Raw genomic sequence first — 20,610 nt, 5'->3', positions numbered from 1 at the left:
AAACAAGTCGAGACCGACTCGGTGGATGATTAGGTAGGCGAAGAAGCCCATCATGCTGATCCCGGTCCATGTACTCGAGTAACTGAGTGCCGTGACAATTGCCTCCCAGGACTGACTGACCAAATAACCCGGGTTCGCCAATAAATTCATCAGGAACCCAAACAACGTCCCAAACACGAGCGTTGTCCAAAACAAACGTAAAAAACCTTGTACTTTCATCTCTCACCGATTCACCCTTCTATTTGTTGAATGACTGCTTGCGCCAACTCATCATACGTATGCTCAAACGGATGCCCATCACGATACACAGATGGTGCAAAGTCTTCTTCGTTGTCATACGGTTGACCGAGTGGAATTTGAGCGAGGAGTTTACTCTTCAGTGCTTCTGAGAGTTTTTCTCCACCACCATACCCAAATACATATTCTTTCTCGCCTGTGACCTTACTTTCGAAGTAAGCCATGTTCTCAATGATGCCTAACACTTTATGGTTCGTTTTAATCGCCATTGCTCCTGCACGGGCAGCAACGAAGGCAGCTGTAGCATGAGGTGTCGTCACAATCAACTCTTGACATGATGGGAGCATAGAGTGGATATCGAGCGCGACATCTCCTGTTCCTGGTGGTAAGTCGAGCAATAGATAGTCAAGGTCTCCCCACTCCACGTCATTAAAGAAGTTGTTGAGCATCTTCCCAAGCATCGGTCCGCGCCAGATAACAGGTGCATTATCTTCAACGAAGAAGCCCATCGAGATGACTTTTACACCAAATCGCTCAACTGGAATGATTTTTTCTCCACGAACGACTGGACGTTCTTCGATTCCGAGCATATCTGGAACGCTGAAACCGTAAATGTCCGCGTCAATCAATCCAACTTTCTTCCCAGCACGTGCAAGCGCAACCGCTAAGTTGACGGATACTGTCGACTTCCCTACGCCACCTTTACCTGAAGCGATAGCGATAAATGTCGTTCCTGAATTCTCGCGAAGGATTGCTGGCTTTGTTGCCTCCTTCAAACTTTCATCGTTCAATGCTTCAAAGCGAAGCCCGACCGTCTTAAAGCCTTTCCCCTTGAGCAATGTGACGATCTCTTGTTGTAACTGAAGCTGTTCCCCGCTCCCTGTTTGTCCGAGTGCCACTTTCACACTGACGTAATCTTCTTTAATGCGGATGTCTTTGACTCCCGCTGTATCTCCAAGCGTTCGGTTGATCGTTGGATCAACGAGCCCCGCCAATTCCTCGCGTACTTGCTCTACTGTAAGCATATCGCTTCCCCCTTATAACTGTTTCGATATCAGTATATCAAAAAAAGCGTTTTCTTGACGGCTTTGGAATCGACTAATTCAAACAAAAAACTCTCCACCCGAAAGGATGGAGAGTTCGAACCACTTCGCGAAGATTAACGCTTCGAGAATTGTGGTGCGCGACGTGCTGCTTTAAGACCGTATTTTTTACGTTCTTTCATACGAGCGTCACGAGTTAAGAAGCCTTTTTCTTTGAGGCTTGGACGGAATTCTGGGTCCGCTTGAAGAAGCGCACGTGATACGCCGTGGCGAATCGCTCCAGCTTGTCCAGTGTATCCACCACCGTTAACGTTAACGATTACATCGTATTTACCTTCTGTTTCAGTCAATACGAGTGGTGATTTAGCCATCATGATTAAAGTCTCATGACCGAAGTATTCTGAGATATCGCGGCCATTTACAACAACTTTACCGTCACCTGCAACGAGGTGAACGCGAGCCACCGAGTGTTTGCGGCGGCCTGTTCCGTAGTAACGTACATCTGCCATCGTTTAGTTCCTCCCTGTGTCTCGATTAACCGCGAAGTTCGTAAACTTCTGGTTTTTGTGCTTCATGCTTGTGTTCAGTTCCAGCGTAAACGTGGAGTTTGTTGAATTGTTGACGACCGAGTGATCCTTTTGGAAGCATCCCTTTGATCGCGAGTTCAAGCATACGCTCTGGACGTTTTGCGAGAAGCTCTTTTGCAGTTTGTGATTTCAAACCGCCTGGATGACCTGAATGACGGTAGTAGATCTTGTCATTCAATTTGTTACCAGTCAATTTGATTTTCTCAGCGTTGATGATGATGACGTGGTCTCCGCAATCAACGTGTGGTGTGAAAGTCGGCTTGTGCTTACCGCGAAGAAGTGATGCTACTTCACTAGTCAAACGACCGAGTGTTTTGCCTTCTGCGTCGATAAGGAGCCATTTGCGTTCTACTTCAGATGCTTTAGCCATGAATGTTGTGCGCATGTGGAATACCTCCTAAAATGTCTGTTCACTTAATTTTTTTGATGCTTTATCATAATCCTAGTTTACGGGGCTAAGATTGTGGTTCATCTCTAAATGTGAAAATGAAATGCCAATGAATATAATACGATTTTATAGAGGGAATGTCAATCTACTTTTTCATAATTCACATTCCATAAATATAAACCGTGTGGGGGCGCGGTAATCCCCGCCATACGGCGGTCTTTCGCTTCCAGCATTTCGGTGATGTCAGCCGGCTCATACTTGCCTCTCCCTACCTCAATGACCGTCCCTACCATGATACGTACTTGATTATATAAGAAACCAGAACCGACGAAACGGAATACGATCTCATCCCCTATTTCGAGCACTTCTGCTTCAAAGATGGTACGGACGCGGTCCTCGACTTCCGCCTTTGTCACAGAGAACGATGTAAAGTCGTGGGTGCCGACTAGCCGCTCCATCGCCTCACGCATTCGATCAAGGCTAAGGTCATACGTCACCGTGGCAGCATAGTGCCTTCTGAATGGATCCTCGGTCTTACGGATATGATAGCGATACTCTTTTCGCTTCGCCCCATATCGAGCGTGGAACCCAGTGTCCGCTTCTTCTGCTTGTTTGACGAGGATGTCGTCCGGCAACATCGCATTCAACGCTTTAACAAACCGCTCCGCCGGCATCTGTAATGAAGTGTCAAAATGAATCACTTGTCCTAAGGCATGGACACGAGCGTCTGTACGACCTGAGGCGACAATTTTGACGGGGTGACGATGCATTCGTGTGAGAACTGCCTCAATCTCCGCTTGAATCGTATTCCCATTTGGCTGTACTTGATATCCCGCGTAGTGTGTCCCGTCATAGGCAACTGTCAGTTTAATCCGTCTCATCCAATCCCTCTCAATCCAAACAATATGAGTGTTAACGCGACAAAGATCAGCAATACTGCTGTATCACGCGTCTGCCACTCCATCTCACGCAACCTTGTCCGTCCTTCACCCCCACGATACCCACGTGCCTCCATCGCCGTAGCGAGATCCTCAGCGCGCTTAAACGCCGAGATGAACAATGGAATCAATAAAGGGATGACTCCTTTTAAACGAGACTTCCATGGACCACTCATCAAATCAACCCCTCGTGCTTGCTGGGCTTTCATGATTCGGTCTGTTTCGTCTGCAAGAGTTGGTAAGAAGCGAAGCGAGATCGATAACATCAAGGCAATCTCATGTGCCGGTACACGAATCCGCTCAAACGGTCGGAGACCTGCTTCAATCGAATCGGTCAATTCCATCGGTGTCGTCGTCAATGTGACGAGTGTCGTTAACATGACGAGATAGAAGAACCGGAGCGAGACAATCAGTCCCATCCGAATCCCTTCTGAGTAAATGGCAATCGGGCCAAATTCAAAAAGGAGTGTCCCGTCACGATTAAATAATAACTGCAAGATCAACGTGAAGACGATCAAGAAGAGAATCATCCGTAACCCATTCCATAAATAACGCCACGATAGTTGTGATAGTTTCACCGCAAATAACGTGAACGCTAGTAGAAATAAGTTCGTCCATAAGTTATCCGCTAAAAACACGACCGGGATAAATCCTAAAATAAAGAGTGTCTTCGCACGGGCATCGAGTGAATGGAGCCAGGAATGACCCGGTATATATTGACCAATAATCATATGGCTCCCCCTCTCAAATGCTCTGCGATCCAATCCGCTAATTCGGCCTCCGTTCGTACGAGTGGAGTGACCGCTTCCCCAAAAACCGGTGCTAGATCACGGGCGAATCGGAGAACGTGCGGGATATCAAGCTGGAGACGACGTACGAGAGCTTCATCCTGAAACAACTCAAACGGATCGCCATCGAACGCTACCTGTCCACGCTCCATCACGACGACGCGTTCGGCGTAAGTGAGCACGTCATCCATATCGTGAGAAACGAGAATCAGCGTTAGATTCAGCTCTTCTCGTAATCGTTTAAATAATGCCAGCATATCTCGTCGGCCAATCGGATCGAGACCCGCTGTCGGTTCGTCGACGATGAGGACGTCGGGACGACTTGCTAAGACACCCGCAATCGCGACGCGACGCATTTGCCCCCCAGAAAGGTCGAATGGGGAACGGTCCCATAGTGATTCATCCAAACCGACGAGACGAAGTGCCTCATGGGCACGCTCTTTTGCTTCGGCATCTGTCGCGCCAAAGTTGCGCGGACCGAACATGACGTCGCGTTCGACCGTCTCTTCAAACAATTGGTGCTCAGGATATTGAAAGACGAGCCCAACGCGACGCCGAAGCGGCAAGAGATTTTGTTTTTTATCACGACGCGTTCGAATCGGTGTGACCGTGATATCATCGACCACGACACGTCCATCAGTCGGTCGTAATAAGCCGTTCATATGTTGAACGAGTGTTGATTTTCCCGAGCCCGTATGCCCAAGAAACGCAACAAGCGCTCCCGACGGAATGGTTACATTCACATCGCGCAGCGCGGTTCGTTCAAACGGAGTATTCATTTGATATTGATATGTTACTTCTTCAATGCGTATCGGCATAGATGGTTCACCAACTCCGAATGTTGTAGCATCAGACGATCGAGTGGAATGCCACGTGCCTTCAGTTCGAGTTGCATCCGGACAATGAACGGGACATCCAATTGAATGTCACGAAGCTGATCGGGATGTTGAAACACGTCTTCAGGTGTACCGGTCATCGCAATCTTACCTTTCGATAATGCAATGATACGGTCGGCAAACAACACTTCGTCGAGCTCGTGTGTAATGGCGACAACGGTCATCCCTTCTGAGACGAGTTGTCTTACCGTTTGTAATACCTCTTGTCGCCCAATTGGGTCGAGCATCGAGGTCGCTTCATCGAGCACGAGGACACGCGGGCGCATTGCGAGAGCCGCAGCTATCGCAACGCGCTGCTTTTGTCCACCGGATAACTGATGCGGTTCACGGTCCGCTAGTTCCGATAATCCAACGCGCGCTAGACTGTCATCAATTCGACGAACCATTTCTTGACGTGGAAGTCCCATGTTTTCGAGAGAAAATGCCACATCATCGCGCACGGTCGCCCCGACAAATTGATTGTCGGGATTTTGAAAGACGACCCCGATCCGAGTTCGAACGTCCCACACGTCTGCGGCGTTCGATGGATCGAGTGTCTCGACGCGGACTTCCCCCTGTTCAGGAATAAGAAGTCCGTTCCACAACTTCGTCAGTGTCGACTTACCAGAACCATTATGGCCGACAATCGCAAGCCATTCCCCTTTATATACATCGAGCGACAGGCCGTTAAGTGCCGGCTCAGACTGTCCAGGGTAATGAAATACGACGTCCCGTACCATAATTTGCGATTCCATAGGTCGACTCCTTTCTGATGTGGAAACAGGGCAATACGTCACCGCATGCCCTGTTGACTGCCTAATGAATTAGACGAGTTCGATGATTACAACTTCTGCACCATCACCGCGGCGTGGGCCGACTTTCATGATGCGCGTGTATCCACCTTGACGTTCAGCGTAGCGTGGAGCCACGTCTTCGAACAATTTTTGGATTGCGTCTTTTTCTCCAGCGTTCTCCTTACGAACGAATGAAGCTACTTGACGACGGGCATGAAGATCGCCACGTTTCCCAAGAGTGATCAATTTTTCAACGACTGGGCGAAGTTCTTTCGCTTTTTGTTCAGTTGTTTGAATGCGCTCGTTGATGATTAGGTCAGTTGCAAGATCACGCAAAAGCGCCTTGCGTTGCGAGCTTGTACGGCCAAGTTTCGAATAAGCCATTACATTTCCCTCCTTCGGTTGAACTTAGTCTTCTTTACGCAAGCCCAAACCGAGTTCGTCCAACTTGTGTTGAACTTCTTCGAGTGATTTACGTCCGAGGTTACGAACTTTCATCATCTCTTCCTCTGATTTGTTTGCGAGTTCTTGAACAGTGTTGATGCCAGCGCGCTTCAAGCAGTTGTACGAACGAACTGAGAGATCGAGTTCTTCAATCGTCATTTCGAGTACTTTTTCTTTTTGGTCTTCTTCTTTCTCGACCATGATTTCTGCGTTGAGAGCCTCATCTGTCAAACCAACGAAGATGTTCAAGTGTTCAGTCAAAATTTTCGCTCCTAATGATACAGCTTCTTCCGGACGAATTGAACCATCTGTCCACACGTCTAATAAAAGCTTATCAAAGCTAGCGTCTTGACCGACACGTGTTTTATCTACTTCGTAGTTCACGCGTTGAATCGGTGTATAGATCGAATCGATTGGAATGACCCCAATCGGCATATCATCACGTTTGTTATCTTCTGCCTGGACGTAACCACGACCACGGCGAGCAGTCAAACGCATGCGAAGCGTCGCATTGTCAGCGAGAGTCGCGATGTGGAGCTCAGGATTCAAGATTTCAACGTCGCTATCATGGGTAATGTCTGCCGCAGTGACAGCACCGGCACTTGAAACGTTAATCTCAAGCGTTTTCTCTTCTTCCGAGTACACTTTGAGTGCTAACTTCTTGAGGTTTAGTACGATTTGAGTAACGTCTTCGACGACACCGTCAATCGTAGAGAACTCGTGAAGCACGCCATCGATTTGAACCGCTGTTACCGCTGCACCTGGGAGCGATGACAATAGAATTCGACGTAGTGAGTTACCGAGAGTAGTGCCATATCCACGTTCAAGCGGTTCTACTACGAATTTACCAAACGTAGCGTCCTCGCTGATTTCGACCGTTTCGATCTTTGGTTTTTCAATCTCGATCATCTGAACCCCTCCTTGAGTATATCCTGCCGTGCAGTTTGAACTGCTAAAGTATAAGCTGTCGTGCTAGGTAAACCCCTCACACGTTCAAGCGATTATACGCGGCGACGTTTCGGAGGGCGGCAACCGTTGTGCGGAACTGGAGTTACGTCACGGATTGCAGTAACTTCGAGACCAGTAGCTTGGAGCGCACGGATAGCCGCTTCACGTCCAGCACCAGGACCTTTAACGTTAACTTCTACTGTACGCATACCGTTGTCCATTGCAACTTTCGCTGCAGTTTCAGCAGCCATTTGTGCTGCGAACGGAGTCGATTTACGTGATCCTTTAAATCCAAGGTTACCAGAAGTAGCCCATGAGATCGCGTTACCTTGCGTGTCAGTGATTGTAATGATTGTGTTGTTGAATGTAGAACGGATGTGTACCACACCGACTTCAACATGTTTTTTAACTTTACGTTTAGAACGTACGTTTTGCTTACGTTTCGCCATTGTTCAATTCCCTCCTTTACTTCTTCTTGTTCGCTACTGTACGGCGTGGGCCTTTACGAGTACGCGAGTTGTTCTTCGTGTTTTGACCGCGAACAGGGAGACTACGGCGATGACGGATACCGCGGTATGCGCCGATCTCGATCAAACGTTTGATGTTAAGTGAAACTTCACGACGAAGGTCACCTTCAACTTTGATTCCGTCAATTGCTTCACGGATACGGTTGAGTTCATCTTCAGTAAGGTCGCGTGTGCGTGTCTCTTCAGAAACGTTAGCAGCCTTCAAAATTTCTTGTGCTTTTGTTTTACCAATACCATAGATGTATGTGAGCGAAATAACGATACGTTTTTCGCGTGGAATATCTACACCAGCAATACGTGCCATGTGTGCACCTCCTCTGAAATTAACCTTGTTTTTGTTTGTGTTTCGGGTTTTCGCAAATTACCATTACTTTACCCTTACGGCGAATAACTTTACATTTTTCGCAAATCGGTTTTACCGACGGTCTTACTTTCATGAGTATACCCTCCTCCTGGAAAAATCGGAGTTACTTATAACGGTACGTAATCCGCCCGCGAGTCAAGTCGTATGGAGACAACTCAACAGTTACGCGGTCACCTGGAAGGATCCGAATGTAGTGCATCCGAATTTTCCCTGAGACGTGCGCGAGCACCGTGTGGCCGTTTTCTAACTCCACTTTAAACATTGCGTTCGGAAGTGGTTCGACAACAGTGCCTTCCACTTCAATGACATCTTGTTTCGCCATCATTTATTCCCCTTTCTATATGAAGATCTTTAGGAGCACAGACGATCTATTGCCATCTACTGTGAGAGAAGGATCCAGAATGGATCAGTATGAAACAATAGAGCCTCATTCACCGGAATCGAGTTTCGTTAAAATCTCGTATCCATCGTCTGTGATGGCGATGGTGTGCTCAAAGTGGGCGCACATGCTACCGTCCACTGTGACAACTGTCCAGTTATCAGCCAGTGTTCGAACATAGCGTTGACCAGCATTAACCATTGGTTCAATAGCTAACGTCATCCCAGTCTTCAGGCGCGGCCCTTTCCCCGGTGGACCATAGTGTGGAATTTGCGGTTCTTCATGCAAATTTTGTCCAACACCATGACCGACGTATTCGCGGACGACAGAAAAATCGTGTGATTCAACATATGCTTGAATCGCATGTGAAATATCTGTCAATCGCCCTCCAGCCTTGGCGTGCTCCAATCCTTTATACAGACTTTCTTCGGTTACGTCAAGTAGCCGCTGTGTCTCTTCTGAGATTGTTCCCACTGGATAAGTCCAAGCGGAATCTCCATGGTATCCATTATAGTAGGCACCGATGTCGATTGAGATAATATCTCCATCGTTCAATACCCGTTTTCCTGGAATGCCATGAACAAGCTCTTCATTCACCGAAGCGCAAACACTACCGGTAAAACCGTTATAGCCTTTAAACGATGGCGTCGCACCTTGGCTGCGAATGTAATCTTCCGCAATCTGGTCGAGCTCAAGCGTCGTGATTCCTGGTTTTATGTGCTGTTTGAGCACCTGGTGCGTTCGAGCAACAATTTGCCCAGCCTCACGCATAATCGCAATTTCACGAGGCGTCTTCGTGATGATCATTCAGTATCACCGAGTAATGCTTTGACATCGGCATATACGACATCGATTGGACGATCTCCATCCAATGTACGAAGATACCCTTTTTCAGCGTAAAAGTCAATGAGTGGTTTCGATTGCTCGATGTTGACGTCAAGGCGACGGCGAACCGTTTCCTCTTTATCGTCTTCACGTTGCATGAGAGCCGACCCATCCACATCACAGATGCCTTCCACTTTTGGTGGGTTGAAGATCACGTGATATGTCGCACCACATGTTGGGCAGATCCAACGACCTGTCAAACGTGGAACGAGAATTTCCGCATCCACATCGATGTTGACGACGTGGTCAATCTGTTTCCCCAAATCTTTAAGCAAACTTTCGAGTGCCTCTGCTTGAGCAACAGTACGCGGGAATCCATCAAGTAAGAAACCTTTTTCAGTGTCATCTTGGCTAAGACGTTCGCGTACGATTCCGATTGTTACCTCATCCGGTACGAGTTCGCCTTTATCCATGAACGACTTGGCTTCTTTACCGAGTGGCGTTCCGCCTTTGATTGCCGCACGAAACATGTCGCCTGTCGAAATGTGAGGGATTTGGTACTCTTCTACGATTTTAGCAGCTTGAGTCCCTTTCCCAGCACCCGGTAAGCCCATGAGTACTAGATTCATCTCGGTTAGCCTCCAGTTTTGATTTTCACGAAGGGCTTGTAAACACGACAGGAAGGAAGGGTCAACCCTTCCTTCCGCTTTAACGGATAAAGCCTTTGTAGTGTCGTTTTACAAGTTGACTCTCGATTTGTTTCATCGTTTCGAGGGCTACCCCGATGACGATCAATAAGCTCGTTCCTCCGATTTGAACGGAAGTTGGAAGACCGGCAAGCTTAATGAAGATTGTCGGCATGATCGCCACGAGCGATAAGAAAATCGCTCCGAAGAAAGTCAATCGATACAGCAACTTCGTGATGTACTGTTCTGTTTGCGCCCCAGGACGAATCCCAGGAATATAACCACCTTGCTTCTGCAGGTTTTCTGCCATCTGCTCCGGGTTGACCTGAACAAATGTATAGAAGTAAGAGAACGCAATGATTAACGCAACGTAAATCGACATTCCGATTGGCGCCGTCGTGTCAAAGTACGTCTGTAATTTTTGCGTTGTCTCTGGAGAAGCAATGAAGCTTGCAACAGTTGGTGGTGTTACCATGAAGGAAATCGCGAAGATAACCGGGATAACACCTGCAGCGTTTAGTTTGATTGGCAAGTGCGTCGACTGACCGCCCACTGGGGTACGGTTTGCCGTGCGTTTTGCATATTGGATTGGAATTTTGCGTGCCGCTTGTTGAACATAAATGATCCCAACCGTCACAGCCAAAATGACAAGGGCCAATACAACCAAGTAAACGATGTTAATGAACAATGCATCTCCAGCGTTTTGGAGTTTTGTTTCATAAATCTGCGTAAAGATTCTTGGGAACCCAGCGACGATACCAGCGAAGATAATGATGGAAATACCATTCCCAACACCTTTCTCCGTTGTCATCTCACCAAGGAACATCAAGAACGCTGTACCCGCAGTGAGTACAATCGCGATCACAAAGTAAGTTGCCGTTCCCCATGTTTCATTGACGAGACCTGGGTAGAGGCGGTTAAATCCAAACGACAACGAAGTCGCTTGGACAAAGCCTAAGATGATCGTCCCATAGCGCGTGACCGTCGCTAACTTTTTACGGCCCGCCTCTCCTTGTTTTGCCCATTCGGCAAACTTTGGAACGACGTCCATTTGTAAAAGTTGCACAACGATCGATGCCGTAATGTACGGCATGATCCCCATTGCGAACAAGGAGAAGTTCTGTAAAGCATTTCCTCCAAACAAGTTCAAGAAGTCAAGAAGACCTCCTGAGTCAAAACGCAACACATCCGTATTCACCATCGGCACCGGGATATGAGCCCCGATGCGGAAAATGATGATGATTGCGAGTGTGAAGAGAATACGCTGTCGAATATCTTTCACGCGCCACATATTGGAGATCGTCTGAAACATCAGATCACCTCAACTGTACCGCCAGCTGCTTCGATTGCTTCTTTCGCTGCACCCGAGAACTTGTTGGCTTTTACAGTCAATTTAGTTTCAAGCTTGCCGTTAGCAAGGACCTTGATTCCGTCTTTAGCAGAGCTGACTACACCAGTCTCGATTAAGAGTTCTGGAGTAACTTCAGTACCTGCTTCGAAACGGTTAAGCGTGTCTAGGGAAACAACCGCGTACTCTTTACGAGTTGGGTTGTTGAAACCGCGTTTTGGAAGACGACGGTAAAGTGGGTTTTGTCCACCTTCGAATCCTGGACGAACGCCACCGCCCGAACGAGCTTTTTGACCTTTGTGTCCACGGCCAGAAGTTTTACCGTTACCAGTCGCCATACCGCGACCGACACGGTTACGTTCGTGACGTGAACCTGGAGTTGGCTTCAATTCATGGAGTTTCATAGTGGCACCTCCTTATTTATTAAAATCTTTATTATTCGTTGATTTCTTTTACAGTCACAAGGTGCGACACTTTATTGATCATACCGCGCATCGCGACGTTGTCTGGGACAACGACCGTTTGATGCATTTTGCGAAGACCGAGTGTACGTACAGTAACACGCTGACCTTCCGGACGACCAATTGTGCTGCGTGTGAGGGTGATTGCGAGTTTCGCCATGTCTAGTTCCCTCCCTTAGTTAAGAAGTTCTTCTACGCTTTTACCACGTAGTTTAGCAACTTCCTCTGCTTTTTTGAGCTCAGTCAAGCCCTGTACCGTCGCACGGACGATGTTGATCGGTGTGTTTGAACCTAACGATTTCGAAAGGATGTCACCTACACCTGCAAGTTCGAGCACCGCACGAACTGGACCACCAGCGATAACCCCAGTACCTTCAGAAGCTGGTTTCATGAATACACGACCTGCTCCGAATACTCCTGTGATTTCGTGTGGAATTGTTGTACCAACCATAGGTACTTGTACCATGTTTTTCTTAGCGGCTTCAATAGCCTTGCGAATCGCTTCTGGCACCTCTTGTGCCTTACCTGTACCGAAACCGACGTGACCATTTTTGTCACCTACGACTACGAGAGCAGCAAAACGGAAGCGGCGGCCACCTTTTACGACTTTCGCGACGCGGTTTACGGTAACAACGCGTTCTTCAAGTTGTTCCATGTTAACGTCTAACTGGCGCATCGAGTGTCCCCTCCTTTTTATTAGAATTTAAGACCTGCTTCACGAGCTGCTTCTGCAACAGCTTTGACGCGGCCATGATAGAGGTATCCACCACGGTCGAACACAACTGTGTCGATACCTTTCTCGAGTGCACGTTCTGCAGCAAGTTTACCAACAGCTTTCGCTGCTTCAACGTTACCGCCATTTGTAAGATCGAGAGCTTTATCTTTCGAAGATGCAGACACAAGCGTTGTTTGTGCTGCGTCATCGATAAGTTGAACGTAAATGTGCTTGCTCGAACGGAATACGTTCAAACGTGGACGAGCTGCTGTCCCCGAGATCGTACGACGTACGCGAGCATGACGTTTTTTACGAACTGCATTTTTATCTGCCTTTGTGATCATTTATGCCACTCCTTTCCGTTCATTTCGTGACGAATTACTTACCAGTCTTACCTTCTTTACGGCGAATACGTTCATCAGAGTAACGAACACCTTTACCTTTGTAAGGTTCTGGAGCACGGTACGAGCGGATTTGAGCAGCAACGTGACCGACGCGCTCTTTGTTAATCCCTTTTACGATGATTTGCGTGTTTGAAGGAACTTCGATTTCGATACCTTCCTCAGCAACGTACTCGATTGGGTGCGAGTAGCCGAGGTTGAGGACGAGTTTGTTACCTTGCTTCGTAGCACGGTAACCAACCCCCGAGATCTCAAGTGTTTTTTGGAATCCGTTCGACACACCTTGTACCATGTTGGCAATAAGGGCACGTGTCGTACCGTGAATTGTGCGGCTTTCTTTCGATTCGTCTGGACGAACAACCGTCAATTCGTTCTCTTCAACTTTGATTTCCAATGCCGGGTTAGCTGAAAGCGAAAGTTCACCTTTAGCACCTTTTACTGTGACCGTGTTGTCATTAGCAACTGTTACAGTAACGCCAGCAGGAATCGTAACTGGTTTTTTACCAATACGTGACATTGATTACACCTCCGTTCTTGTTAGAAAAGTGACTTACCAGATGTAGGCGATCACTTCGCCGCCGACTTGTTGTTGGCGAGCTTCTTTATCAGTCATAAGACCTTTAGATGTCGAAAGAACTGCGATTCCGAGTCCTCCGAGTACTTTAGGCACTTCATCAGCTTTTGCGTATACGCGAAGACCTGGTTTCGAAATACGTTTGAGACCAGTGATTACACGTTCGTTGCTTGCTCCATATTTAAGGAAAAGACGAAGTGTACCTTGTTTAGCGTCCTCGATATATTCAACATCGCGAATGAAACCTTCACGCTTAAGGATTTCAGCGATCTCACGTTTAATGTTCGAAGCTGGAAGCTCCATTTTTTCATGGCGAACCATGTTAGCGTTACGGATACGTGTAAGCATATCTGCAATAGGGTCTGTCATTACCATGCGATGTACCTCCTTTCACACTGTTAGTGGATTACCAGCTTGCTTTTTTAACACCAGGGATTTGACCTTTGTATGCAAGATCACGGAACTTGATACGGCTGATCCCGAATTTACCCATGTAACCATGCGGACGACCTGTGATGCTGCAACGGTTGTGCAAGCGTACAGGTGACGAGTTACGTGGCAATTTGCTGAGTCCGATATAATCGCCTTCAGCTTTCAACTTCGCACGCTTTTCAGCGTACTGGGCAACGAGTTTCTCGCGTTTAAGTTCGCGATTCACCATTGACTTTTTAGCCATGTTGTCGACCTCCCTCTAGATTATTTTTGGAATGGCATACCGAGAAGTGTGAGCAATTCACGTGCTTCTTCGTCTGTGTTTGCTGTTGTAACAACAACGATGTCCATACCGCGTACTTTAGATACTTTATCGTAATCGATCTCAGGGAAAATAAGTTGCTCTTTCACGCCAAGCGTGTAGTTACCGCGTCCGTCGAATGCTTTCTTCGATACACCGCGGAAGTCACGTACACGTGGAAGTGAAACAGTTACCAATTTGTCGAGGAAATCGTACATACGCTCGCCACGAAGTGTAACCTTCGCACCGATTGGCATACCTTCACGAAGCTTGAAACCAGCGATTGATTTCTTCGCTTTCGTTACGAGTGGTTTTTGACCTGAAAGAATTGTTAATTCTTCAACTGCCATGTCAAGTGCTTTCGAGTTCGAAACAGCATCACCTACACCCATGTTGATGACGATCTTTTCGATTTTCGGTACTTGCATGACCGAGTCATAGTTGAATTTATCCATCATCGCTTTCACGATGTCGCTTTTATACTTCTCTTGCAAACGGTTCATAGTCGAATGGACCTCCTTTCGTCACGTTCTTCTTATTTATCGAGTGATTCGCCCGATTTCGCGACACGAACTTTTTTACCATCGACTACTTTGAAACCAACACGAGTTGGTTTGCCAGTTTTAGGGTCGAGTGGCATTACGTTCGAGACGTGAATTGGTGCTTCGATCTCAAGGATCCCGCCTTGTGGATTCGCTTGTGAAGGTTTTGAGTGTTTTTTCATCACGTTTACGCCTTCAACCACTACGCGGTTTTTGCTTGGCATAGCTTTGAGGATAACCCCTTGCTTGCCTTTATCTTTACCAGACATTACCTGGACTGTATCGCCTTTTTTAACATGCATCGTTTGCGCACCTCCTTATAGGATTGAAATTGGAAATTAAAGTACTTCCGGTGCCAACGAAACGATCTTCATGAATTCTTTTTCACGAAGTTCACGTGCAACTGGCCCGAAGATCCGTGTGCCGCGTGGGCTCTTGTCATCTTTGATAATGACTGCTGCGTTCTCATCGAAACGGATGTACGAACCATCTTTACGACGAGCGCCGCGTTTTGTACGAACGACAACTGCTCTGACAACGTCACCTTTTTTAACAACGCCACCTGGTGTTGCTTGTTTTACCGTAGCGACGATAACGTCACCGATGTTTGCAGTCTTACGACCAGAACCACCGAGAACCTTAATTGTCAACAGTTCACGCGCGCCAGAGTTGTCTGCTACTTTCAAGCGAGATTCTTGTTGAATCATGCGAGTGTACCTCCCTCCGGATGTTTAATAAATCCGAACTGTTATTAGATGATTACTGATTCTTCTACTACTGTTACAAGACGGAAACGTTTGTCTTTAGAAAGAGGACGTGTTTCCGCGATGCGAACGATATCGCCCACTTTAGCGACGTTGTTCTCATCGTGTGCTTTATATTTCTTCGTGTAGTTTACACGTTTGCCATAAAGTTTATGACGAACCTTTGTTTCTACTGCGACGACGATCGTTTTGTCCATTTTGTCAGACACGACGCGACCAGTGAACACTTTACGGTTGTTGCGTTCCATGAGTGTTACCTCCTCTCAAGAATCCGATGTAATTAGCCGTTGTTGATGCCGAGTTCGCGTTCACGAAGAATCGTTTTAGCACGCGCAATCGACTTGCGTACTTCACGGATACGAGCAGGATTCTCAAGCTGACCTGTAGCAAGTTGGAAGCGAAGGTTAAAGAGTTCTTCTTTCCACTCGCCCACTTTACCGTTGAGCTCTTCAGTTGTTGATTGACGGAGATCAGTTGCTTTCATTCGTATCACCACCATTTTCTTCACGTTTCACGAACTTACATTTTACTGGAAGTTTGTGCGATGCGAGACGAAGTGCCTCACGTGCCACTTCCTCAGATACACCTGCGATTTCGAACATTACTTTGCCAGGCTTAACTACAGCTACCCAGCCTTCTGGAGCACCTTTACCCGAACCCATTCGGACTTCGAGAGGCTTTTTAGTGTACGGCTTGTGTGGGAAGATCTTGATCCACACTTTACCACCACGTTTCATATAACGTGTCATTGCAATACGTGCTGATTCGATTTGACGGTTTGTAATCCAGCTCGCTTCGAGAGCTTGGAGACCGAACTCACCGAAGTGTACAGTTGTGCCGCGTTTAGCATTCCCGCGCATTTTACCACGGTGTACACGACGATATTTCACGCGTTTAGGTAACAACATAGTGTGTTGCCTCCTTCCTGAAAGAGTGTTTATTATTCAGCGTTTTTCGCTGTGTTGTTTTTTGTTGGAAGAACTTCACCGTGGTATAACCAAACTTTTACGCCGATTTTACCGTAAGTTGTGTCAGCTTCAGCTGTTCCGTAGTCGATGTCGGCACGGAGTGTGTGAAGTGGAACTGTTCCTTCCGAGTATTTCTCTGAACGAGCGATATCAGCGCCACCAAGACGACCAGAAACTTCTGTTTTGATCCCTTTGATGCCAGTACGCATCGAACGTTGAATTGATTGTTTCATTGCACGACGGAATGATACACGACCTTCCAATTGACGAGCAATGTTTTCTGCTACAAGCTTCGCAACAGCGTCAGCGTTTTTCACTTCAACAACGTTGATGTGAACGCGTTTTCCGTCAGCGATTTTTGTAATGTGTTTACGGAGTGATTCGATTTCAGAACCACCTTTACCGATTACCATACCTGGCTTCGCAGTGTGAAGCGAAATGTTCACGCGGTTTGCAGCGCGTTCGATTTCAACTTTAGAAACACTAGCATCCTTCATTTTGTTTTCGATGTATTCACGAATAACGAAGTCTTCATGAAGGAGATCAGCGTAGTCTTTCTCAGCGTACCAACGCGAATCCCAGTCTTTGATAACACCAACGCGAAGACCGTGCGGATTTACCTTTTGACCCACTACATATCCCTCCTTATTTCTCAGTTACCACGATGTGGATGTGGCTTGTGCGTTTGTTAATACGGCTTGCGCGACCCATCGCACGTGGGCGGAAGCGTTTGAGTGTTGGACCTTCGTTTACGTAAGCTTCTGTTACAACGAGGTTCTCAATGTTCATATCGTAGTTGTGCTCTGCGTTAGCAATCGCTGATTTTAATACTTTTTCAACGACTGGCGATGCTGCCTTGTTCGTGTGAGCAAGGACAGAGAGCGCTTCGCCGACTTGTTTCCCGCGAATTAAGTCTACAACGAGACGTGCTTTGCGAGGAGCAAGACGGACCATATTAGCTGATGCTTTAGCTTGCATGGATTTGACCTCCCCTCAAATTACCGTTTCGTTTTCTTGTCTGATCCGTGACCTTTGTACGTGCGTGTTGGAGCGAATTCACCAAGTTTGTGACCAACCATGTCTTCTGTCACGAATACTGGTACGTGTTTACGACCATCGTGCACACCGAACGTGTGACCCATGAATTCTGGGAAGATCGTCGAGCGACGTGACCAAGTTTTGATGACTTGCTTCTCACCAGATTCGTTGAGTTTGTCAACTTTAGCGAGCAAGTGGTGATCTGCGAATGGACCTTTTTTTAAGCTGCGACCCATGTTAGAACCTCCCTTTGGAATGATTCGGGAACGGCCCTTTCGAACCGCCCGAGAATCATGTAGTAATTATTTCTTACGGCGACGAAGGATGTACATGTCGCTCGATTTGTTTTTCTTACGAGTCTTAAGACCAAGAGCTGGTTTACCCCAAGGAGTAAGTGGGCCCGAACGACCGATTGGCGCACGACCTTCACCACCACCGTGTGGGTGATCAACCGGGTTCATTACAGAACCACGTACTGTTGGGCGTTTGCCTAACCAACGTGAACGTCCTGCTTTACCGATGTTTACGAGTTCGTGTTCTTCGTTACCAACTGAACCGATTGTCGCGCGGCAAGTGCCGAGGAACAAGCGTGATTCACCTGATTGAAGACGAACGATGACGTACTTGCCGTCACGTCCTTGGATTTGTGCCGATGCACCAGCCGCACGAACAAGCTGACCGCCTTTACCAGGCTTAAGCTCGATGTTGTGGATTGTTGTACCGACAGGGATGTTTACGAGTGGAAGAGCGTTCCCCACTTTGATATCCGCTTCAGGACCAGACATGATTTCCATGCCTACTTTGATGCCCTTAGGAGCGAGGATGTAACGTTTCTCACCATCTACATAGTTGATGAGTGCGATGTTTGCTGAACGGTTTGGATCGTATTCGATCGTTGCTACGCGTCCTGCAACGCCATCTTTGTTACGTTTGAAATCGATGATACGGTATTTACGCTTGTGACCGCCACCTTGGTGACGAACAGTCAAGCGACCTTGGTTGTTACGTCCGCCTTTTTTCGAAAGCTTTTCAGTTAACGATTTTTCAGGGCGATTCGTTGTGATCTCTGCAAAGTCGAGAGATGTCATGTTACGACGACCGTTAGTGGTCGGCTTAAACTTTTTGATTGCCATCGAGGATTCCCTCCTTTTCTTCTAAGGTAGTTAATTAACCGAGGAAGTCGATTGTGTTGCCTTCTGCAAGAGTTACGATCGCTTTTTTACGGCGAGCTGTGTAACCAGCGTGACGACCGACACGTTTCGCTTTCGGTTTGTAGTTCATTGTGTTTACCGAAGCAACTTTCACATTGAAGATTGTTTCGATAGCGTGTTTCACTTGCGATTTAGTCGCTTTTACGTCGATTTCGAAAACGTATTTGTTAGCTTCCATGAGGCTAACTGAACGCTCAGTGATGATCGGACGTTTGATGATATCGTATGCTTGAGCCATTATGCAAGCACCTCCTCTACCTTCGCAACCGCATCTTTAGTGAAGATGACTTTGTCGTTAGCAACGAGGTCAAGAACGTTTACGCCTGCTGCGTCGATCACAGTCACTCCTGGGATGTTACGAGCTGCGAGAGCGATAGTCTCATTGTAGTCCGCTGTGACTACAAGAGCCTTACGTTCTACTGATAAGCTGTTGAGTACAGCAGCCATATCTTTTGTTTTTGGTGCATCGAAAGCAAGGCCTTCGAGGACGATGATTTCGTTGTTTTGTACTTTCGACGAAAGAGCCGAGAGAAGTGCTAAACGACGAACCTTCTTAGGAAGTTTGTAAGAGTATGAACGTGGTGTTGGACCGAAGACTGTACCACCACCAACCCATTGTGGTGAGCGGATAGAACCTTGGCGCGCACGACCAGTTCCCTTTTGTTTCCATGGTTTACGGCCGCCACCGCGTACTTCCGAGCGACCTTTCGTATCGTGAGTACCTTGACGGCGTGATGCTTGTTGCATGACGATTGCGTCGTAAAGTACTGATTCGTTTGGCTCGATTCCGAAGATGGCTTCTGCCAATTCGATTTCGCCAACTTGTGAACCTGTTTGGTTAAGCAAAGCTACTTTAGGCATTCGTAATTCCTCCTTTCCGTGCAGTTAATTAGTTACCTTTGACCGCTGATTTGATGATGACGTTCGATTTACGAGCGCCTGGGATAGCACCTTTCACGAGGAGAAGGCCGCGTTCCACATCAACTTTAACGATTTCAAGGTTTTGAATTGTTTTACGCTCTCCACCCATTTGACCAGGAAGAAGTTTCCCTTTGAATACGCGGTTAGGAGCGACAGGACCCATCGAACCAGGACGACGGTGGTAGCGCGAACCGTGAGCCATTGGTCCACGTGATTGTCCGTGACGCTTGATCGCACCTTGGAATCCTTTACCTTTCGATGTACCTGTAACGTCTACTAATTCACCTGCAGCGAAAATGTCTGCCTTAATCTCTTGACCGATTTCGTATCCTTCTACTGAAGTACGAACTTCTTTGATGAAGCGCTTAGGTGTCGCGTTTGCTTTCGCAGCGTGACCTTTTGATGGTTTGTTTTGACGTGATTCTTTGATGTCTCCGAAACCAAGTTGAACTGCTTCGTAACCGTCTGTATCAACTGTTTTAAGTTGAAGAACGACGTTACCTTCTACAGCAACTACTGTTACCGGTACAACTTCGCCTGCTTCGTTGAAGATTTGAGTCATACCAAGTTTTGTTCCTAAGATTCCTTTAGCCATGAGATACACCTCCTGTTAAATAATTAATTGTCTCTTCTGGCTAGTATCTACTATATGAAGAATTAAAGTTTGATTTCGATGTCTACACCTGATGGTAACTCGAGACGCATAAGCGAATCGACTGTTTTCGGTGTTGGGTTTACGATGTCGATCAAGCGTTTGTGTGTACGCATTTCGAACTGCTCACGAGCATCTTTGTACTTGTGAACCGCACGAAGGATCGTGTAAACCGATTTTTCAGTTGGGAGCGGGATTGGACCCGATACCTTTGCACCTGAACGCTTCGCAGTGTCAACGATCTTCTCAGCTGATTGATCGAGAACGCGATGGTCATATGCTTTTAAACGAATACGAATTTTTTCATTTGCCATGTTTGTTTCCCTCCTTTGTCGCCTATTTTAAAAATAGACAATTCTCCGCGGAAATTTCCACACCGGCCATGGCAATGCTGCCTGGCGTGTCATAACCTCCCGCTTCAACGCAGCGTGCTTGTGTCAGCAGAGGCATCCGATCATT

Annotated in this window: 38 protein-coding genes (1 of these 38 running past the window's edge); all 38 read right to left on the bottom strand. The window is 47.2% G+C overall.

The genetic code is table 11. The annotated features are described in order from the left end of the window. A protein-coding gene (locus AC5LIL_RS00815) for a KinB-signaling pathway activation protein (RefSeq protein ID WP_337874862.1) crosses the window boundary here: on the bottom strand, positions 1-219 show its start. Its footprint begins 426 nt before the window's first position; the window shows 219 of its 645 coding nt (coding positions 1-219); it begins with the start codon at positions 217-219; the stop codon falls past the left edge of the window. A gap of 11 nt (positions 220-230) precedes the next feature. After that, entirely contained in the window at positions 231-1,262 is a 1,032-nt protein-coding gene (gene salA / locus AC5LIL_RS00810; RefSeq protein WP_074032486.1) for an iron-sulfur carrier protein/transcriptional regulator SalA, read from the bottom strand. 134 nt (positions 1,263-1,396) lie between these two features. Beyond that, positions 1,397-1,789: a 30S ribosomal protein S9 gene (rpsI, locus tag AC5LIL_RS00805; protein WP_012727644.1), complete on the bottom strand. Its 393-nt coding sequence runs from the start codon at positions 1,787-1,789 to the stop codon at positions 1,397-1,399. Positions 1,790-1,814: 25 nt separating this feature from the next. Then, the gene (gene rplM, locus AC5LIL_RS00800) at positions 1,815-2,252 is read right to left on the bottom strand and encodes a 50S ribosomal protein L13 (RefSeq protein ID WP_026824852.1); all 438 of its coding nucleotides are present in this window, start codon (positions 2,250-2,252) and stop codon (positions 1,815-1,817) included. Positions 2,253-2,395: 143 nt separating this feature from the next. Continuing rightward, a complete protein-coding gene (truA, locus tag AC5LIL_RS00795; protein WP_499824558.1) occupies positions 2,396-3,136 on the bottom strand; it encodes a tRNA pseudouridine(38-40) synthase TruA in 741 nt (246 codons plus the stop codon). Further along, the gene (locus AC5LIL_RS00790) at positions 3,133-3,924 is read right to left on the bottom strand and encodes an energy-coupling factor transporter transmembrane component T family protein (RefSeq protein ID WP_214876983.1); all 792 of its coding nucleotides are present in this window, start codon (positions 3,922-3,924) and stop codon (positions 3,133-3,135) included. Before AC5LIL_RS00790 ends, truA begins: the two co-directional genes overlap by 4 nt. Continuing rightward, positions 3,921-4,799: an energy-coupling factor transporter ATPase gene (locus AC5LIL_RS00785; RefSeq protein ID WP_224863684.1), complete on the bottom strand. Its 879-nt coding sequence runs from the start codon at positions 4,797-4,799 to the stop codon at positions 3,921-3,923. The genes AC5LIL_RS00790 and AC5LIL_RS00785 overlap by 4 nt, the downstream gene beginning before the upstream one ends. Next, positions 4,775-5,611 (bottom strand): energy-coupling factor transporter ATPase, encoded by an 837-nt coding sequence (locus AC5LIL_RS00780; RefSeq protein ID WP_074032463.1) that lies wholly within the window; start codon positions 5,609-5,611, stop codon positions 4,775-4,777. Before AC5LIL_RS00780 ends, AC5LIL_RS00785 begins: the two co-directional genes overlap by 25 nt. Positions 5,612-5,680: 69 nt before the next feature. Beyond that, positions 5,681-6,034 (bottom strand): 50S ribosomal protein L17, encoded by a 354-nt coding sequence (gene rplQ, locus AC5LIL_RS00775; protein WP_012727650.1) that lies wholly within the window; start codon positions 6,032-6,034, stop codon positions 5,681-5,683. Positions 6,035-6,058: 24 nt separating this feature from the next. Beyond that, a complete protein-coding gene (locus AC5LIL_RS00770; RefSeq protein ID WP_012727651.1) occupies positions 6,059-7,003 on the bottom strand; it encodes a DNA-directed RNA polymerase subunit alpha in 945 nt (314 codons plus the stop codon). A gap of 92 nt (positions 7,004-7,095) precedes the next feature. Further along, positions 7,096-7,491, bottom strand: coding sequence for a 30S ribosomal protein S11 (gene rpsK / locus AC5LIL_RS00765; protein WP_012727652.1), 396 nt, complete (start codon positions 7,489-7,491; stop codon positions 7,096-7,098). A gap of 16 nt (positions 7,492-7,507) precedes the next feature. Continuing rightward, on the bottom strand, positions 7,508-7,873 hold the full coding sequence (rpsM, locus tag AC5LIL_RS00760; RefSeq protein ID WP_012727653.1) for a 30S ribosomal protein S13: 366 nt from the start codon (positions 7,871-7,873) through the stop codon (positions 7,508-7,510). Positions 7,874-7,892: 19 nt separating this feature from the next. Continuing rightward, entirely contained in the window at positions 7,893-8,006 is a 114-nt protein-coding gene (gene rpmJ, locus AC5LIL_RS00755; protein ID WP_003156543.1) for a 50S ribosomal protein L36, read from the bottom strand. Between the two features lie 30 nt (positions 8,007-8,036). Then, the gene (infA, locus tag AC5LIL_RS00750) at positions 8,037-8,255 is read right to left on the bottom strand and encodes a translation initiation factor IF-1 (RefSeq protein ID WP_021066622.1); all 219 of its coding nucleotides are present in this window, start codon (positions 8,253-8,255) and stop codon (positions 8,037-8,039) included. Positions 8,256-8,360: 105 nt separating this feature from the next. Then, complete coding sequence (gene map / locus AC5LIL_RS00745; RefSeq protein ID WP_214749789.1) at positions 8,361-9,119, bottom strand: type I methionyl aminopeptidase; 759 nt, start codon at positions 9,117-9,119, stop codon at positions 8,361-8,363. Continuing rightward, a complete protein-coding gene (locus AC5LIL_RS00740; RefSeq protein ID WP_012727656.1) occupies positions 9,116-9,766 on the bottom strand; it encodes an adenylate kinase in 651 nt (216 codons plus the stop codon). The genes map and AC5LIL_RS00740 overlap by 4 nt, the downstream gene beginning before the upstream one ends. Positions 9,767-9,845: 79 nt before the next feature. Then, entirely contained in the window at positions 9,846-11,135 is a 1,290-nt protein-coding gene (gene secY / locus AC5LIL_RS00735) for a preprotein translocase subunit SecY (protein ID WP_214697130.1), read from the bottom strand. After that, entirely contained in the window at positions 11,135-11,575 is a 441-nt protein-coding gene (gene rplO, locus AC5LIL_RS00730) for a 50S ribosomal protein L15 (RefSeq protein WP_012727658.1), read from the bottom strand. Before rplO ends, secY begins: the two co-directional genes overlap by 1 nt. Before the next feature lie 31 nt (positions 11,576-11,606). Continuing rightward, complete coding sequence (gene rpmD, locus AC5LIL_RS00725; protein WP_012727659.1) at positions 11,607-11,792, bottom strand: 50S ribosomal protein L30; 186 nt, start codon at positions 11,790-11,792, stop codon at positions 11,607-11,609. Positions 11,793-11,807: 15 nt separating this feature from the next. Further along, positions 11,808-12,308, bottom strand: coding sequence for a 30S ribosomal protein S5 (rpsE, locus tag AC5LIL_RS00720; protein WP_012727660.1), 501 nt, complete (start codon positions 12,306-12,308; stop codon positions 11,808-11,810). 20 nt (positions 12,309-12,328) lie between these two features. Further along, positions 12,329-12,691 (bottom strand): 50S ribosomal protein L18, encoded by a 363-nt coding sequence (gene rplR / locus AC5LIL_RS00715; protein WP_074032453.1) that lies wholly within the window; start codon positions 12,689-12,691, stop codon positions 12,329-12,331. Positions 12,692-12,725: 34 nt separating this feature from the next. Then, positions 12,726-13,265, bottom strand: a complete 540-nt coding sequence (gene rplF, locus AC5LIL_RS00710; RefSeq protein ID WP_012727662.1) for a 50S ribosomal protein L6 — start codon at positions 13,263-13,265, stop codon at positions 12,726-12,728. 33 nt (positions 13,266-13,298) lie between these two features. Next, positions 13,299-13,697, bottom strand: a complete 399-nt coding sequence (rpsH, locus tag AC5LIL_RS00705) for a 30S ribosomal protein S8 (protein WP_012727663.1) — start codon at positions 13,695-13,697, stop codon at positions 13,299-13,301. A 31-nt stretch (positions 13,698-13,728) separates the two neighbouring features. Beyond that, a complete protein-coding gene (gene rpsN / locus AC5LIL_RS00700) occupies positions 13,729-13,998 on the bottom strand; it encodes a 30S ribosomal protein S14 (protein WP_012727664.1) in 270 nt (89 codons plus the stop codon). 20 nt (positions 13,999-14,018) lie between these two features. After that, positions 14,019-14,558, bottom strand: coding sequence for a 50S ribosomal protein L5 (gene rplE / locus AC5LIL_RS00695; protein WP_012727665.1), 540 nt, complete (start codon positions 14,556-14,558; stop codon positions 14,019-14,021). A gap of 32 nt (positions 14,559-14,590) precedes the next feature. Continuing rightward, positions 14,591-14,899, bottom strand: a complete 309-nt coding sequence (gene rplX / locus AC5LIL_RS00690) for a 50S ribosomal protein L24 (RefSeq protein ID WP_074032448.1) — start codon at positions 14,897-14,899, stop codon at positions 14,591-14,593. Positions 14,900-14,935: 36 nt separating this feature from the next. Further along, entirely contained in the window at positions 14,936-15,304 is a 369-nt protein-coding gene (rplN, locus tag AC5LIL_RS00685) for a 50S ribosomal protein L14 (protein WP_026824839.1), read from the bottom strand. 44 nt (positions 15,305-15,348) lie between these two features. Next, the gene (gene rpsQ / locus AC5LIL_RS00680) at positions 15,349-15,609 is read right to left on the bottom strand and encodes a 30S ribosomal protein S17 (RefSeq protein WP_012727668.1); all 261 of its coding nucleotides are present in this window, start codon (positions 15,607-15,609) and stop codon (positions 15,349-15,351) included. Positions 15,610-15,641: 32 nt separating this feature from the next. Next, entirely contained in the window at positions 15,642-15,845 is a 204-nt protein-coding gene (gene rpmC, locus AC5LIL_RS00675) for a 50S ribosomal protein L29 (protein WP_012727669.1), read from the bottom strand. Further along, positions 15,832-16,269 carry a 50S ribosomal protein L16 gene (gene rplP / locus AC5LIL_RS00670; RefSeq protein ID WP_012727670.1) on the bottom strand — a complete coding sequence of 146 codons (438 nt, stop codon included), beginning with the start codon at positions 16,267-16,269 and terminating at the stop codon, positions 15,832-15,834. Before rplP ends, rpmC begins: the two co-directional genes overlap by 14 nt. A 32-nt stretch (positions 16,270-16,301) precedes the next feature. Beyond that, entirely contained in the window at positions 16,302-16,961 is a 660-nt protein-coding gene (gene rpsC, locus AC5LIL_RS00665) for a 30S ribosomal protein S3 (protein WP_012727671.1), read from the bottom strand. 13 nt (positions 16,962-16,974) lie between these two features. After that, positions 16,975-17,307, bottom strand: coding sequence for a 50S ribosomal protein L22 (gene rplV / locus AC5LIL_RS00660; RefSeq protein ID WP_012727672.1), 333 nt, complete (start codon positions 17,305-17,307; stop codon positions 16,975-16,977). A 20-nt stretch (positions 17,308-17,327) separates the two neighbouring features. After that, positions 17,328-17,603: a 30S ribosomal protein S19 gene (gene rpsS, locus AC5LIL_RS00655; protein ID WP_012727673.1), complete on the bottom strand. Its 276-nt coding sequence runs from the start codon at positions 17,601-17,603 to the stop codon at positions 17,328-17,330. Positions 17,604-17,669: 66 nt separating this feature from the next. Next, positions 17,670-18,500 carry a 50S ribosomal protein L2 gene (gene rplB, locus AC5LIL_RS00650; protein ID WP_012727674.1) on the bottom strand — a complete coding sequence of 277 codons (831 nt, stop codon included), beginning with the start codon at positions 18,498-18,500 and terminating at the stop codon, positions 17,670-17,672. Positions 18,501-18,534: 34 nt separating this feature from the next. Then, complete coding sequence (gene rplW, locus AC5LIL_RS00645) at positions 18,535-18,816, bottom strand: 50S ribosomal protein L23 (protein ID WP_026824834.1); 282 nt, start codon at positions 18,814-18,816, stop codon at positions 18,535-18,537. Beyond that, positions 18,816-19,439 (bottom strand): 50S ribosomal protein L4, encoded by a 624-nt coding sequence (gene rplD / locus AC5LIL_RS00640; protein WP_012727676.1) that lies wholly within the window; start codon positions 19,437-19,439, stop codon positions 18,816-18,818. Before rplD ends, rplW begins: the two co-directional genes overlap by 1 nt. Positions 19,440-19,467: 28 nt before the next feature. Next, positions 19,468-20,094: a 50S ribosomal protein L3 gene (gene rplC / locus AC5LIL_RS00635; RefSeq protein ID WP_074032441.1), complete on the bottom strand. Its 627-nt coding sequence runs from the start codon at positions 20,092-20,094 to the stop codon at positions 19,468-19,470. A 62-nt stretch (positions 20,095-20,156) separates the two neighbouring features. Then, positions 20,157-20,465: a 30S ribosomal protein S10 gene (gene rpsJ / locus AC5LIL_RS00630; protein ID WP_074032438.1), complete on the bottom strand. Its 309-nt coding sequence runs from the start codon at positions 20,463-20,465 to the stop codon at positions 20,157-20,159. Positions 20,466-20,610: the final 145 nt, after the last annotated feature.

It is taken from the genome of Exiguobacterium sp. RM11, from assembly GCF_059821525.1.
The sequence above is the reverse complement of the archived record's forward strand: the minus strand, read 5'-3'. Positions and strand labels throughout refer to the sequence as shown.

Coding starts and splice junctions, on each gene's coding strand:
- salA (WP_074032486.1), bottom strand. CDS start 1,262: ATGCTTACAGTAGAGCAAGTACGCGAGGAATTGGCGGGGCTCGTTGAT.
- rpsI (WP_012727644.1), bottom strand. CDS start 1,789: ATGGCAGATGTACGTTACTACGGAACAGGCCGCCGCAAACACTCGGTG.
- rplM (WP_026824852.1), bottom strand. CDS start 2,252: ATGCGCACAACATTCATGGCTAAAGCATCTGAAGTAGAACGCAAATGG.
- truA (WP_499824558.1), bottom strand. CDS start 3,136: ATGAGACGGATTAAACTGACAGTTGCCTATGACGGGACACACTACGCG.
- AC5LIL_RS00790 (WP_214876983.1), bottom strand. CDS start 3,924: ATGATTATTGGTCAATATATACCGGGTCATTCCTGGCTCCATTCACTC.
- AC5LIL_RS00785 (WP_224863684.1), bottom strand. CDS start 4,799: ATGCCGATACGCATTGAAGAAGTAACATATCAATATCAAATGAATACT.
- AC5LIL_RS00780 (WP_074032463.1), bottom strand. CDS start 5,611: ATGGAATCGCAAATTATGGTACGGGACGTCGTATTTCATTACCCTGGA.
- rplQ (WP_012727650.1), bottom strand. CDS start 6,034: ATGGCTTATTCGAAACTTGGCCGTACAAGCTCGCAACGCAAGGCGCTT.
- AC5LIL_RS00770 (WP_012727651.1), bottom strand. CDS start 7,003: ATGATCGAGATTGAAAAACCAAAGATCGAAACGGTCGAAATCAGCGAG.
- rpsK (WP_012727652.1), bottom strand. CDS start 7,491: ATGGCGAAACGTAAGCAAAACGTACGTTCTAAACGTAAAGTTAAAAAA.
- rpsM (WP_012727653.1), bottom strand. CDS start 7,873: ATGGCACGTATTGCTGGTGTAGATATTCCACGCGAAAAACGTATCGTT.
- rpmJ (WP_003156543.1), bottom strand. CDS start 8,006: ATGAAAGTAAGACCGTCGGTAAAACCGATTTGCGAAAAATGTAAAGTT.
- infA (WP_021066622.1), bottom strand. CDS start 8,255: ATGGCGAAACAAGATGTCATTGAAGTGGAAGGCACTGTTGTCGAACCA.
- map (WP_214749789.1), bottom strand. CDS start 9,119: ATGATCATCACGAAGACGCCTCGTGAAATTGCGATTATGCGTGAGGCT.
- AC5LIL_RS00740 (WP_012727656.1), bottom strand. CDS start 9,766: ATGAATCTAGTACTCATGGGCTTACCGGGTGCTGGGAAAGGGACTCAA.
- secY (WP_214697130.1), bottom strand. CDS start 11,135: ATGTTTCAGACGATCTCCAATATGTGGCGCGTGAAAGATATTCGACAG.
- rplO (WP_012727658.1), bottom strand. CDS start 11,575: ATGAAACTCCATGAATTGAAGCCAACTCCAGGTTCACGTCACGAACGT.
- rpmD (WP_012727659.1), bottom strand. CDS start 11,792: ATGGCGAAACTCGCAATCACCCTCACACGCAGCACAATTGGTCGTCCG.
- rpsE (WP_012727660.1), bottom strand. CDS start 12,308: ATGCGCCAGTTAGACGTTAACATGGAACAACTTGAAGAACGCGTTGTT.
- rplR (WP_074032453.1), bottom strand. CDS start 12,691: ATGATCACAAAGGCAGATAAAAATGCAGTTCGTAAAAAACGTCATGCT.
- rplF (WP_012727662.1), bottom strand. CDS start 13,265: ATGTCACGTATTGGTAAAAAACCAGTTACGATTCCTGCTGGCGTTACT.
- rpsH (WP_012727663.1), bottom strand. CDS start 13,697: ATGGTAATGACAGACCCTATTGCAGATATGCTTACACGTATCCGTAAC.
- rpsN (WP_012727664.1), bottom strand. CDS start 13,998: ATGGCTAAAAAGTCAATGGTGAATCGCGAACTTAAACGCGAGAAACTC.
- rplE (WP_012727665.1), bottom strand. CDS start 14,558: ATGAACCGTTTGCAAGAGAAGTATAAAAGCGACATCGTGAAAGCGATG.
- rplX (WP_074032448.1), bottom strand. CDS start 14,899: ATGCATGTTAAAAAAGGCGATACAGTCCAGGTAATGTCTGGTAAAGAT.
- rplN (WP_026824839.1), bottom strand. CDS start 15,304: ATGATTCAACAAGAATCTCGCTTGAAAGTAGCAGACAACTCTGGCGCG.
- rpsQ (WP_012727668.1), bottom strand. CDS start 15,609: ATGGAACGCAACAACCGTAAAGTGTTCACTGGTCGCGTCGTGTCTGAC.
- rpmC (WP_012727669.1), bottom strand. CDS start 15,845: ATGAAAGCAACTGATCTCCGTCAATCAACAACTGAAGAGCTCAACGGT.
- rplP (WP_012727670.1), bottom strand. CDS start 16,269: ATGTTGTTACCTAAACGCGTGAAATATCGTCGTGTACACCGTGGTAAA.
- rplV (WP_012727672.1), bottom strand. CDS start 17,307: ATGCAAGCTAAAGCATCAGCTAATATGGTCCGTCTTGCTCCTCGCAAA.
- rpsS (WP_012727673.1), bottom strand. CDS start 17,603: ATGGGTCGCAGCTTAAAAAAAGGTCCATTCGCAGATCACCACTTGCTC.
- rplB (WP_012727674.1), bottom strand. CDS start 18,500: ATGGCAATCAAAAAGTTTAAGCCGACCACTAACGGTCGTCGTAACATG.
- rplW (WP_026824834.1), bottom strand. CDS start 18,816: ATGGCTCAAGCATACGATATCATCAAACGTCCGATCATCACTGAGCGT.
- rplD (WP_012727676.1), bottom strand. CDS start 19,439: ATGCCTAAAGTAGCTTTGCTTAACCAAACAGGTTCACAAGTTGGCGAA.
- rplC (WP_074032441.1), bottom strand. CDS start 20,094: ATGGCTAAAGGAATCTTAGGAACAAAACTTGGTATGACTCAAATCTTC.
- rpsJ (WP_074032438.1), bottom strand. CDS start 20,465: ATGGCAAATGAAAAAATTCGTATTCGTTTAAAAGCATATGACCATCGC.